Source organism: Frankia sp. ACN1ag (assembly GCF_001414035.1).
In the GTDB taxonomy this organism is placed as follows: Bacteria; Actinomycetota; Actinomycetes; order Frankiales; family Frankiaceae; genus Frankia; species Frankia torreyi.
Window position 1 is genome coordinate 211,562 of the sequence record NZ_LJPA01000008.1, and the last position, 12,221, is coordinate 223,782.

Annotated in this window: 8 protein-coding genes, 1 tRNA gene and 5 pseudogenes; 10 read left to right on the forward strand and 4 right to left on the reverse strand. The window is 73.3% G+C overall.

Annotation, left to right across the window (positions count from 1 at the left end):
* Window positions 1–152: 152 nt before the first annotated feature.
* The 4 genes and pseudogenes from UK82_RS09530 to UK82_RS09540 all read left to right on the forward strand — a co-directional run bounded on the left by UK82_RS09530 (window position 153) and on the right by UK82_RS09540 (window position 1,650).
* Window positions 153–620: a hypothetical protein gene (locus UK82_RS09530; RefSeq protein ID WP_044886728.1), complete on the forward strand. Its 468-nt coding sequence runs from the start codon at window positions 153–155 to the stop codon at window positions 618–620.
* A gap of 43 nt (window positions 621–663) precedes the next feature.
* Window positions 664–743 (forward strand): annotated as a pseudogene (locus UK82_RS36805) (oligoribonuclease); the annotation flags it as partial.
* A gap of 1 nt (window position 744) precedes the next feature.
* Window positions 745–1,416, forward strand: a pseudogene (orn, locus tag UK82_RS09535) (oligoribonuclease); the annotation flags it as partial.
* 158 nt (window positions 1,417–1,574) lie between these two features.
* Window positions 1,575–1,650, forward strand: a tRNA-His gene (locus UK82_RS09540).
* Window positions 1,651–1,710: 60 nt separating this feature from the next.
* On the opposite strand, the gene UK82_RS36810 is transcribed toward UK82_RS09540, so the two are convergent.
* Both UK82_RS36810 and UK82_RS36815 read right to left on the reverse strand, forming a co-directional pair.
* A partial coding sequence (locus UK82_RS36810) for a response regulator transcription factor (protein ID WP_236705714.1) occupies window positions 1,711–2,066 on the reverse strand: 356 nt, incomplete at its 5' end.
* Between the two features lies 1 nt (window position 2,067).
* Window positions 2,068–2,420 (reverse strand): annotated as a pseudogene (locus tag UK82_RS36815) (response regulator transcription factor); the annotation flags it as partial.
* Between the two features lie 469 nt (window positions 2,421–2,889).
* Between UK82_RS36815 and UK82_RS09550 the strand changes: the two are divergent.
* The gene (locus UK82_RS09550) at window positions 2,890–4,461 is read left to right on the forward strand and encodes an aldehyde dehydrogenase family protein (RefSeq protein ID WP_055406933.1); all 1,572 of its coding nucleotides are present in this window, start codon (window positions 2,890–2,892) and stop codon (window positions 4,459–4,461) included.
* A gap of 152 nt (window positions 4,462–4,613) precedes the next feature.
* Complete coding sequence (locus UK82_RS09555) at window positions 4,614–5,420, forward strand: isocitrate lyase/phosphoenolpyruvate mutase family protein (RefSeq protein ID WP_044886730.1); 807 nt, start codon at window positions 4,614–4,616, stop codon at window positions 5,418–5,420.
* A 104-nt stretch (window positions 5,421–5,524) separates the two neighbouring features.
* Here the strand turns inward: UK82_RS09555 and UK82_RS09560 are convergent.
* Window positions 5,525–6,217 (reverse strand): annotated as a pseudogene (locus UK82_RS09560) (polysaccharide deacetylase family protein); the annotation flags it as partial.
* Window positions 6,218–6,394: 177 nt separating this feature from the next.
* On the opposite strand from UK82_RS09560, the gene UK82_RS09565 reads away from it, so the two are divergent.
* From UK82_RS09565 to UK82_RS09575, 4 genes and pseudogenes are all read left to right on the forward strand, one after another.
* Window positions 6,395–8,153 (forward strand): TerD family protein (locus tag UK82_RS09565; RefSeq protein ID WP_236705715.1); only part of this gene is annotated, 1,759 nt, incomplete at its 3' end.
* Between the two features lies 1 nt (window position 8,154).
* Window positions 8,155–8,290, forward strand: a pseudogene (locus UK82_RS36820) (HNH endonuclease); the annotation flags it as partial.
* Between the two features lie 121 nt (window positions 8,291–8,411).
* Window positions 8,412–10,307, forward strand: a complete 1,896-nt coding sequence (locus tag UK82_RS09570; RefSeq protein WP_396230505.1) for a phospholipase D family protein — start codon at window positions 8,412–8,414, stop codon at window positions 10,305–10,307.
* A 311-nt stretch (window positions 10,308–10,618) separates the two neighbouring features.
* Complete coding sequence (locus UK82_RS09575; protein ID WP_082122087.1) at window positions 10,619–11,437, forward strand: hypothetical protein; 819 nt, start codon at window positions 10,619–10,621, stop codon at window positions 11,435–11,437.
* A gap of 431 nt (window positions 11,438–11,868) precedes the next feature.
* Here UK82_RS09575 and UK82_RS09580 read toward each other — a convergent pair whose 3' ends face one another.
* Entirely contained in the window at window positions 11,869–12,186 is a 318-nt protein-coding gene (locus UK82_RS09580) for a hypothetical protein (RefSeq protein ID WP_044886733.1), read from the reverse strand.
* Window positions 12,187–12,221: the final 35 nt, after the last annotated feature.

Here is a 12,221-nt window from a genome sequence, read left to right on the forward strand (position 1 = left end):
GCCGCCGGCGGCGCACCCGCTGACCGCGCCCGCCCCCGCCCGTCCGAGACGAGGGCGCCGGTCCGAGACGAGGGCGCCGGTCAGCACCGCGAACCGGCCCATTAGAGTGACCGGATCCCCCATGGGCGGCGTGGCGGAGGGACCCGGACGACGTGGACGCCCTCAGACGAGGCTGGATCGGCTTGGCGCTGTTCTTCGCGGCGCTGATACTCATGCCGATCCTGGTCTTCGGGTACGACAAGAACCAGCCACCGCGGCACTCGGCGGTCGCCGTCACCGCCACCGATCGTCTCGTCACCGTGGCCCCCTCGCAGCCGGCGACCACGCCGCTCGCCTTCGCCGGCATCCGCCCGGGTGAGCGGATCTTCGGCTTCCGGGCCATCCGGGTGGTGTCGACCCGTTACAGCGGCCCGCTGGAATTCGTGCTCAACGGGCCCATCGCCCCGTTCCGGCTGGATCTGAGCCAGCCGCCCTACATTTTCAACCCCCACGTCGGGGGCTGGAAGACCACCGAGGTACCGGACGGGGAGTACACCCTGACCGCCATCCCGACCCAGGTGGCCAACGATCACATCTCCATAACGTTTACCGTGGGTAACGGGACGGGTGCGACCGGCTGACATCCGCCGCCGTTCGCCCGACCACACCGTCCGCCTCCCGGGGGTGCGCGTGACGTTGCGAGCCGCAGACCCTAGTGTCAACGGGATGGATCGACTGGTGTGGATCGACTGCGAGATGACGGGNCTGGATGCCGCGTCGGATCTGCTGCTGGAAGTGGCCTGCCTGGTTACGGACAGTGAGCTAAACATCCTCGACGAGGGCATCGACCTGGTCATCTCGGCGCCGGACGAGGCGCTCGAGGCGATGGTGCCCGTCGTGCGCGAGATGCACCAGAGCTCCGGCCTGACCGCCGCCGTCCGCGCCTCCACGCTGACCCTGGCGGACGCGCAGGCGCAGGTCCTCGACTACGTCCGCGCCCGCGTGCCGGAGGTACGCAAGGCGCCGCTGTGCGGCAACTCGATCGCCACCGACCGCACCTTCCTCGCCCGCCACATGCCGTCGCTGGACGCCCACCTCCACTACCGCATGATCGACGTCTCGTCGATCAAGGAACTGGCTCGGCGTTGGTACGTGCGGACGTACTACGCGGCGCCCGTCAAGCGGGGCGGCCACCGGGCGCTGGCCGACATCCAGGAGAGCATCGAGGAGCTGCGCTACTACCGGCAGGCGCTGTTCGTGCCGCCGCCCGGCCCCGGCACCGAGCAGGCACGGACGATCGCGGCCGAGGTCCGCGCCCAGACCAACGCCATCCTCGCCGCGCTCCCCGCCGGCACCCTCGCCCCGACGTCGCCGCCCGGCGGCGCCACGGTGGAGGACACCCCGTCGACCGCCCCGGACCGCGCGAACGCAACGTGATGTCCACGTCACCGGCGACCCCCCTGCCCACGAGGCGACCTCGACCGGTACGATGGCTTCGCTCGGTGAGACGCCCAGGCGGCACACTCGGGATCCGTACCGGCAAGGGATTGCCGGCGCGCCCCGATCGGTCGCGCCAGGCGTAGTCATTGATCATGGTGGGTGTAGCTCAGCTGGTAGAGCACCGGGTTGTGGTCCCGGTGGTCGCGGGTTCAAGTCCCGTCACCCACCCCAGGTCAGAGCACATGTTGATCTTTTTTCGGATCGACATGTGCCGCTCCCGGGGCCGGGCGGTCACTCGATGTCGAACAGGCCCTGGCGCACCGCGTACATGACGGCCTCCATCCGCGAGTGCAGCTGAAGCTTGTCCAGGATGTTGCGCACGTGGTTCTTGACCGTGTTCTCGCTGATGAACAGCTTGCGGGCGATCTCCCGGTTCGCGCGGCCCTCCGCGACGAGCTTGAGCACCTCGAGTTCGCGGGCGGTCAGGTGCGGGGCGTTCACGCGGGGACGGTCCTCGGTGCCGCGGGCCATCGTGGCGAACTCGACCATCAGCTTCGACGCCATCGACGGGCTGATCAGGCTCTGCCCGTTGTGCACGGCGCGAACGGCGTCGGCCACCTCGTGCGGCGGGATCGACTTGAGCAGGTNCCCGACGGCACCCGCCTTGATCGCCTCGAACAGATCGGACTCCTCGTCCGACACGGTGAGCATCACGATCCGGGTGCGTGGCACCGCCCGCTTGATCGCCCCGGCCGCGGCGATCCCGTCCCGGCCGGGCATGCGGACGTCCATGAGCACGATGTCCGGCGACGTGCCGGAGGCCAGGGTCAGCGCCTCCAGTCCGTCGCCGGCGCGGCCGACGACGCTGATGTCCTCCTCGATCTCCAGGACCGTCTGCAGGCCCTGCAGAAAAAGCTCATGATCGTCTACAACGAGGACCCGGATCGGTGCGGAGCCCTCGACGGAGTCGGCTTCAGCGGCCGACGGCGGCATGACACTGGNCGTCATCACACATCCGGGAATCAGGATCGAATCGTCCGGGCGACGACGCGGACGCGAACGAAAGATGGTTCGGACACCCTTCCACTCTACGTGATGAAGTACACACCAGAGGTCGTGACAGCGCCCGAGTGACGCCCGCGTCTCCCCCCATTAACGCATCCGACATGCCGGAAATAGTACGCGGTGGACGGTCTCCGCCCACCCGGATCGCCGGCTTCGGCACCGGAACGGCAGCGGTTTCGGCCGGTCAGGGGGTTGGCGCCCGACCGGGCGCCACTGCCGGACACGGGCCCAGGTCGCGCCAAATCGGACGATCCGCGTCCGGTCGCCTAATGAGTGCTTGTCTCGTCAATTGACCGTCCGTCAATCGGTCGGCCCCGATATCTGTGGTCGATCGAATTATCGGATGTGCGATATATGGCACTCGACTGGTGGCGCATCTGGCCGTTGACCGTCAATCTCATGTGTATGGCCGCGACCACCAGCACTCCCCAGCCGCGACTCCACATCAAGCCGGGCACGACCTGGTCCGACGCGTTCGCCCGATGCCACGAGCTCGCCCCGGAGGCGTTCGACGCCGACCGCCTGCGCAACCTGTGGGGCGGCGAGTGGCGCCGCACCGGCGATCCCCTGCACAGCCACTCCCCCGTCGACGGCTCGCCGATCGCCGGGCCGCCCATGCTGGGCCAGGACGAGGCGCAGGAGGCGATCAGGGCCGCCCTCGACGACCACAAGGAGTGGCGCGACGTGGCGCTGGCCGAGCGCAAGGCCCGCGTGCGCGCCGCGGTCGACGCGATGGACGCCCACCGCGAGCTGCTCGCGCTGCTGCTCGTCTGGGAGATCGGCAAGCCCTGGCGCCTTGCCCTCACCGACGTCGACCGCGCCCTCGACGGCGTCCGCTGGTACCTCGACGAGATCGACGGCATGATCGCCGGCCGCAGCCCGCTGCCGGGCCCGGTCAGCAACATCGCGAGCTGGAACTACCCGATGAGCGTGCTCATGCACGCCATGCTGGTCCAGATGCTCGCCGGCAACGGCACGATCGCGAAGACCCCCACCGACGGCGGGGCCGCCTGCCTGACGCTGGCCAGCGCCCTGGCCCGCCGGGAGGGCCTGCCGGTCTCGCTGGTCTCGGGATCGGGTTCGCGGCTGTCCTCGGCGCTGGTGCGTGCCCCGGAGATCGGCTGCCTGGCGTTCGTCGGCGGCCGCTCCGCCGGCGGGCAGGTCGCCGCCGCCCTCGTCGACACCGGAAAGCGCCACTTCCTCGAGCAGGAGGGCCTCAACGCCTGGGGCATCTGGGACTTCTCCCAGTGGGACACCCTCGCCGCCCACCTGCGCAAGGGCTTCGAGTACGGCAAGCAGCGCTGCACCGCCTACCCGCGCTACGTCGTCCAGCGCCAGTTGTTCGACCGCTTCCTCGCGATGTACCTGCCGGTGGTCTCGGGGGTCCGGTTCGGCCATCCGCTGGCCGTCGCCGACGACGCCGACCCGCTGCCCGAGCTGGACTACGGTCCGGTCATCACCGCCGACAAGGCCACGGAACTCGCCGCGAAGATCGACGAGGCGATCACGAAGGGCGGCGTGCCGCTCTACCGCGGCGACATCGCCGACGGCCGGTTCATCTCCGGGCAGGACACCTCCGCCTACGTCCCGCCGGTGGCGATCCTGCACCCGCCCGCCTCCAGCGCGCTGCGCCACGCCGAGCCGTTCGGGCCGGTCGACACGATCGTCGTCGTCGACTCCGAGGCCGAGCTGCTGGCGGCCATGAACGCCTCCAACGGCGCGCTGGTCGCCTCCCTGGCCTGCGACGACGAGTCCTACGCCCGCCGGCTCGCCGGGGAGCTGCAGGCGTTCAAGGTCGGCGTCAACAAGCCGCGTTCGCGCGGCGACCGCGACGAGCCGTTCGGCGGGCGTGGCGCGTCCTGGAAGGGCGCATTCGTCGGCGGCGCCCACCTCGCCCGGGCCGTCACCGTCGGACCCGACCCCGACGAGCGCCTCGTCGGCAACTTCCCCAGCTACTCCCTCTACCCCGAGGTCTGAGGGGCAGCGTCGAAGCGGCCCTCTGGGGCGGACGGTCCTCCGCACGAGTCTCGGTGTCCTACGCTGCACCCTGTGATGAGCTTTACCGGGCAGGGATTCCTCGCCGTCCGGTCCGCCCGAGGGCGGGCCACGGTGCGAGCGGTGGCGGCGCCGTGACGGCCTCGACCACCGCCGCGCGGACCGAGCGGTTCCGCGGGCTGCACCACCCCGGGGCGCCGCTGATCATGCCGAATGCCTGGGACGCGGGGACGGCGCGGGTGCTCGCCGCGGTCGGCTGCCTGGCGGTGGGGACGACGAGCAGCGGGTTCGCCGGCACGCTCGGCCGGCCCGACCGGTCGGTGACCCGCGACGAGGCGCTCGGGCACGCCGCCGCGCTCGCGGCCGCCGTGGAGGTGCCGGTCTCCGCCGATCTGGAGAACGGCTACGGCGCCGAGCCGGCCGACGTCGCGGCGACGGTGCGGGCGGCGGTGGACGCGGGGCTCGCCGGATGCTCGATCGAGGACTTCACCGGCGACCCGCAGGGCTCGATCCACGAGGTTGGTCTGGCCACCGAGCGGATCGCCGCCGCGGTCGAGGCGGCGGCCGGGCGGCTCGTGCTCACCGCCCGCGCCGAGAACCATCTGCACGGCCGGGACGACCTCGCCGACACGATCGACCGGTTGCAGCGCTACCAGCAGGCCGGCGCGGACGTCCTCTACGCCCCGGGGCTGCGTCGCGCGGCGGACATCCGCAGCCTGCTGGCGGAGCTGGACCGGCCGGTCAACGTCCTGCTGATGCCGGGCGGGCCGGGCGTGGCGGAGCTCGCCGAGCTCGGCGCCGCGCGGATCTCGACCGGTGGCGCGCTCGCCTTCGCCGCGTTGGGCGCGCTCGGCCGGTCGGTCCGTGAGCTGCTCGACGGGGCGGCCCCGTCGTTCTGGCCGGACGCCGGGGCGGGACGCGAGCTCGTCCGCGCCTGGTAGAGGCCGGTCAGCGAAGGCTGGTCAGCGAAGGCCGGTCAGCGGCCCCGCAGGCCGTGCTCGGCGAGGGGGCCGAGGCGCAGGCCGGCGTCCTCGCACCGGGCGGNGATCTCCGGCAGGGCGCCGAGCGCGCTGCGCCAGGCACCGGGCGCCGACGTGCAGTCGCAGTCGTGCAGCAGCACGGTGGCCCCGCCGCGCAGGTCGGGCGCGAGGGTGTCCAGGACGCTGCGCGGGGTCGCCTGCGCCGTCCAGTCCCGACCCCACGCCGACCACAGCACCGGCGTCAGTTCCAGGTCGCGGGCGGCGACGAGCAGTCCGGCGGAGAGGATGCCGTGCGGCGGCCGGACGAAGCGCGGGGTGCGCCCGGTGACCTCGGCGACCAGGTCGCGGGTGCGCACGAGCTGGTCACGGGTCGACCGCGGGCCGCGCAGCAGCATCGGGCGGTGGTCCCAGCCGTGCACGGCGAGCTCGTGACCGGCGGCGACCATCTCCCGGGCCAGACTCGGCGAGCGCTCCAGCAGGCTGCCGAGGACGAAGAACGTCGAGCGGACGTCGAGTTCGGCGAGCACGTCGAGGAACTGCGGGGTCGAGGCGGGGTCGGGCCCGTCGTCGAAGGTGAGCGCGACGTGGTCGTCGGCGCCGACCCCGGCGAGCGTCGGGGTGACCCGCAGCCGCAGTCGGCGCAGGGTCGCCAGCGAGGGCAGGCCGTAGGTGAGGCCCGCCGTGGCACTCAGCGCCACCGCCGTGCGGGCGGCGCGGCGTCCCACGATGGACCCGCGCGTCGTGACGGACCGCGTCATGACGCCAAACTCTGCCACACGTGCCGCCGCGCCCCCAGCGCGCCCCGGCCGGCGGCCCGATATGTCAGGACCGACCGCCGTGCGGGCCGATCGGCATACATTCCTTCCACGCAGACGTGTCGACGGCCACCCGCCGGTGGCGGGCGGTCGTCGCCGCCCCGACCCGCGAAAGGCCCCATGACCCTGGCCCCGACCCTGCAGAAGGGCGCCAACGCACCCGTTCCCGCCGGGGTGCTACGCGTCGCGGTCGGCTGGGCGCCGGGCCGGATGGTGGACGTCTGCGCCGTCCTCGTCACCGAGCGGGAGCGGGTTCGCTCCGACGCCGACTTCGTGTTCTTCAACGCGCCGAGTCACCCCTCGGGCGCGGTCACCCTGACGGCCGCGGGCCCCGGGACGGCCGGCCTGGTGGTGACGCTGCCCCGGGTGGAGCCGGCGGTGAGCCGGATCGTGATCGCCGGATCCCTCGACTCGGGGACCTTCGCCGACCTCGCCGACCTCGCCGTCGAGCTGACCGACCGGGCGGGCCGGCCGGTGGCCCGGTTCGTCGCGGAACCCGACGGGCCGGTCACCGCGCTGGTATTCGGGGAGCTCTACCGCCGGGCGGGTGGCTGGCGGTTCCGCGCCGTCGCCCAGGGCTGGGACAGCGGCCTCGCCGGCCTGGCCCGCGGCTTCGGCATCAACGTCCGCGCCGACATCCCCACCGACGACCCCGACGGCGACGCCCCGACCAGCACTCACCCGACCAGCGCCCACCCGACCAGCGCCGACGTCACCAGCAGCGGTCCGGCCGGTGACGATGCGGCCGGTCACGAGCCGACCGGTCACGAGCCGACCGGTGTGGAGCCCACCCGGGTGCTGCCCGAGGTCGACGCGGATACCCGCTCAGCCAGCGAGGCCGGGGTCGGCGCCGAGGACGCTGTCACTGCCGGGGAGGAACGCGAGGCCCGCACCGACGAAGAGGCCGCGGCGCAGGCCGAGGTGCCGCGAAGCCGCTCGCCGCGTCCGGCGCGGCGGATCCGGGCGGACTGGTATCCCGATCCGGTGCGCCCGGACCACATGCGCTGGTGGGACGGGGACCGCTGGCAGGGTCCGCCCACGCCGATCCTCACGGAGTCGGACACGAGCTGCGGACGGTGCGGCGCCCGCAAGCGGTGGCGGCTGCTCGGCGGCCCGCCGGCCTGCGAGGAGTGTGCGCAGGCGATCCGGGCGTACCTGTGGGACTGGCGGGCCCGCGTGGTGTCGTCGCTGACGCGGGACGACCCGACCGGCGCCGACCTCGAACCGCTGTGGGCCGACCTGCGCTACCAGCGGATTCCGGAGTCGGCGGGCTGGGAGATCGTCCAGGCGGTCGGGCAGGCACACCTGGAACGGCTGACGGCGTTCGCGTTCACCGACGGGGTGATCGAGCCGGACGAGGTCGACCGCATCGAGGCGGCCGCCACGCGCCTGCACCTGGCCGGCCCAGAGCTCGACGCCCTGCGCCAACGCCTCGCCCGAGGCCTGGAGCTGACCCGGATCGGCGCCGGCGAGCTGCCCCGGCTGCCCGCGGGTTCCCTGCACCTCGACCTCGACGAGATCGTGCACCTCGACGCGCCGGCCACCCTGGTCCAGCAGGCCGCGGCCGGCCCCCGCCACGCCCCGGGTCGGCTGCTCGCCACCAACCGCAAGCTGCGCTTCCTCGGTGAGACCGGGCGGGGCGCCGAACTCGGCCTGTCGAAGATCGTCGAGGTGGAGGCGCGGGGCGGGTGCGTCGACATCGCCGCTACCACCACCCGTGGCTCGGGCAGCTACCTCGTGGACGACCCGCAGTACGTCGCCGCGGTGCTGGCCGGGATCCTGCGGGTCGCCCGACGGCAGGTCATCGCGCCGGGCAGCCGGGCGAGCCGGGCGATCCCGCAGGCGGTGAAGGCGGAGGTGTGGCGGCGCGACGGCGGGGNGTGCGTCGAGTGCGGGGGCGGCGAACACCTGGAGTTCGACCACGTGATCCCGTTCAGCCGCGGCGGCGCGTCCAGCGTCAACAACCTGCAGCTGCTGTGTCGGCGGTGTAACCGTTCCAAGGGCGCGCGGATCTGACGGCGGACGGCGGCGAGCAGGACGCGGCGGACGGCCGCACCCAGCTGACGGCTGACGAGGAATCGGGCGACTCGCCGGGAATGGCGGTTGCATCCCGAGGGAAGGATCGGTGAACGGATCCATGGCACAGGCGGGAGATGCGTCCACGGTGGGGGCGAACGACGTGGTGACGAACGACGTGGTGACGAACGACGTGGTGACGAACGACGCGGTGGCGAGCGACGCGGTGGCGAGCGACGCGGTGGCGAGCGACGTGACAGCGGAAAGTGATGGGAGGGCCACGGCACCGGGCGTGTTACCGGTTTCGGCTGCCCCGCCGGCGCCGCGGACCCTGCCGTCGCAGCCGACGCCGGCTGCCCCGCCGGCCCCCGAGCCGGACGGTGGGACGGCCGCCGTCGGGTCGGACGGCACGGCGGTGCTCGCCGTCTGGTTCCTGACCACCGAGGAGCGCGGGAATCCGAGCACCGACCTCGACCGGCGCCATCCCGACGGCCGGCCGTGGACCACCGGCAACCTCGTCGTGCCGCTCGTGCACGGCCGGGACTACTTCACCCGCCTGCTGGAGACCGTCGAGGGACTCGGCGACGGCGACCTGCTGCTGTTCACCGACTGGCGCGGGGACCTCGACCAGCGCCTGGACGGCGCCGGCTCCGAGGTCGGCGAGGTGCTGGGCCGGGCGGCCCGGCGCGGGGTGGCGGTCCGCGGCCTGATGTGGCGGTCCCACCTGGAGCTGCTGTCGTTCAGCTCGAAACCGAACCGGCTGCTCGCTGAGCAGCTCACCAGCTCCGGGGCTCGGGTCGTGCTGGATCAGCGGGTGCGCCGCGGCGGCTCCCACCACCAGAAGCTGGTCGTCGCGCGTCCCGCCGGCGATCCGGCGGCCGGTGTGGCCTTCGCCGGCGGGATCGACCTGTGCTACAACCGGCGCGACGACGCGGCCCACGCGGGCGACCCGCAGAGCCAGCCGATGGCCGCCCCGTACGGCGACGCCCCGCCCTGGCACGACATCCAGGTGGAGGTGCGCGGCCCGGCCGTCGGCGATCTGGAGCACACCTTCCGCGAGCGGTGGGACGACCCGTCGAGCCTGGACAACCCGAACCCGCTGCGGCGGCTGTTCTACCGGATCCGCCCGGTGGCGACCCGGACCGACGAGCTGCCGCCCCAGCAGCCCGATCCGCCGGCGGCCGGCCCGCACAACGTCCAGATCCTGCGGACCTACCCCCGCAAGCTGCGCCCGGCGTACCCGTTCGCCCGCGCGGGCGAACGCTCGATCGCCCGCGCCTACCAGAAGGTGCTCCGCCGCGCCCGCCGGCTGATCTACCTGGAGGACCAGTACATGTGGTCCGCCGAGGTCGCCCGGCTGTTCGCCGACGCGCTGCGCCGCTCCCCGGAGCTTCATCTGATCATCGTGGTGCCGCGCCATCCCACCCAGGGCGGGCGGTTCTCGCTGCCGCCGAACCTGGTCGGCCGGGAGCAGGCGCTGGAGCTGTGCCGGGCGGCGGGCGGCGACCGGGTCGGGGTGTACGACGTCGAGAACCACGCCGGCACCCCCGTGTACGTGCATGCCAAGGCGGTGACGGTCGACGACGTGTGGGCCTCGGTGGGGTCGGACAACCTCAACCGCCGGTCGTGGACGCACGACAGCGAGCTGGCCGTCGCGACGATCGATGACACGCTGGACCCGCGCGAGCCGCGCGACCCGGCCGGTCTGGGCGACGGCGCCCGGGTGTTCGCCCGGGACCTGCGGCTGCGGCTGTGGCGCGAGCACCTCGACTGGGCGGGCCCGGACGACGAGCTGCTCGACCCGGAGACCGGCTTCGCGGCGTTCCGTGCCCGCGCCGAGGACCTGGCCGCCTGGCATGCCGGCGGGCGGGTCGGGGATCGGCCGCCGGGGCGGGTCCGTCCGCACCGCCCGGCCCGGCTGAGCCGGTTGCGCCGGGCCTGGTCAGCTCCGCTCTACCACTCGATCTACGACCCCGACGGCCGGCCGCACCGGTTGCGCGCCGCAGGCGAGTGGTGACGGCCACCGGCGCCTCCCGGGGCCCGACCGCAGCCCACGCCACCCACGTGCCACCCAGAGCACACCCAACGGGTCGGTAGATGTGCGGGTAGCACCTCGACCGCACCGACCGGTAGGCACCATGGAGGGATGCCGGTCGATGCCCGCCCGGCATGGGTTGTGCGCCTGCCGCCCGGGGCTGGTTGGCATCGGGGCGGACGGACGTCGGGCCGGCGGGCGTCGGGCGGGCGGGCGTCGGGCGGGCGAGCGTCGGGCGGGCGAGCGATGCCGGGAGAGCGCCGCGGGTGGGGCGCGTCGAGGAAGGGCGCAGCGTGCGGATCGGACGGCTGGGCCCGATCGGCTGGTTGTTCGTGGTCGCGGTCGTGCTCGTGACGGGAGCGGTGGCCGTCAACCGCACCTCGCACGACCACCCGCGGGTGGCGATGTGGGGCGACTCGTTGGCCTGGGAGGCGGGTGCGTCGTTCAGCCGGACGGTGCGCGCCGACGGTCACAGCCAGGTCCTGGTGCGCACCTGGGGTGGCACCGCCGCCTGCGACTGGCTGACCGACATCCACGACCAGGCCCGACGCTGGCGGCCGACCGTGGCCGCGCTGGCCTTCTCCGGTAACCAGGGCACGGCGTGCATGCAGGGACGTGACCTGGTGACCGCCTACCGGGAGGACGTCACCCGGGCGGTCGAGCTGCTGACCGGCCGGGGCGCCGAGGTCGTCCTCGTCGACGCCCCGCCCCGGCGCGACCAGCCGGTCGACGCCGCCGGGCTCACCCCGCTGGACCGGGTGTGGCGGCAGATCGCCGCGACCCACCAGCACACCCGCGTCGCCCCCGCCGGCCGGGCGATCACCGCCGGCGGACGCTTCACCACGACGCTGCCGTGCATCGCCGGGGAGACCTGCGGCCCCGGCGGGATGGTCACGGTACGCAGCCCGGACGGCACCCACTTCTGCCCGTTGGTCCAGCCGCCGATGACCGCCTGCCCGGTGCCCTCCCCCGGCGCGGTCCGCTACGGCACCGCGATCGCCCGTGCGACCCTCGACCGGCCCGCCGGCACCGGTGGCAGCGGCAGCAGCGGCACCGGCGACGACGAGCAGCGGGTGGCCGGCGCGCCAGGCGGGCACCCATCGCGGTCCTAGCCGGTCCGTCAGCCACGCCGGTCCGTCAGCCACGCCGGTCCGTCAGCGGCCGCTGGCCAGCGCCCCCGCGCGGGCACGGAATCGACCAGGTCAGGACGCCTCACCGAGCGATTCCCACCCGCCTCGTGATGCCGAGTAGTCAAATGTCGACTCTGACCGGCAACCCCATGACTCCAGCCACTACCGCCTGTCCCCAGCAGGATTCCCGGCCAGATTGCGGCCAGATCGTGCCGAGGCTTCGGTACGGTTTTTCGGCCAGAAACCGGCATTACACCTCGGCACGATTCCGTGCACAACTCATTACAGAAAGATACGAAGGGCGTGGCGGCCGGTAGGGGCGCAGAACCGCAAGGCGATCCCTGCCAGCCAACCCCCTTGGCCGCTGACCGCTGACGGCTCAGGGCGTCCAGCAGCTCAGGGCATCCAGCGGCTCAGGCGACCCGGCGGCCGGTCGTGGCCATCCGCCGCCCGGTCACCGAGCGTCGGTGCACGCCCAGGTCGTCGCGCCACGACAGGTAGGTGCGGTCGGACATGCCGATGACGGACAGCCTGTCGGCCAGGTCGGCGGCGAGCGCCTCGACCTCCTGCGGGTGGTAGACCCGCACGGCGAGACCATGCTGGTCGACGGAGGTGATCCCCGCCCGGTCCCCCAGGCTGGCGTCGAGCTGATCGGCGAGCTCGTCCGGGCCCGCGATCCCGCGGGGCAGCTCCGGCCATGCGACGTCAACGACCAGACCGTACGTGGTCATGAGTCCCCTCCTCCGATGGACGTCGCCGTCCCGGC

Coding starts and splice junctions, on each gene's coding strand:
- UK82_RS09550 (WP_055406933.1), top strand. CDS start 2,890: ATGGCCGCGACCACCAGCACTCCCCAGCCGCGACTCCACATCAAGCCG.
- UK82_RS09570 (WP_396230505.1), top strand. CDS start 8,412: ATGGCACAGGCGGGAGATGCGTCCACGGTGGGGGCGAACGACGTGGTG.
- UK82_RS09580 (WP_044886733.1), bottom strand. CDS start 12,186: ATGACCACGTACGGTCTGGTCGTTGACGTCGCATGGCCGGAGCTGCCC.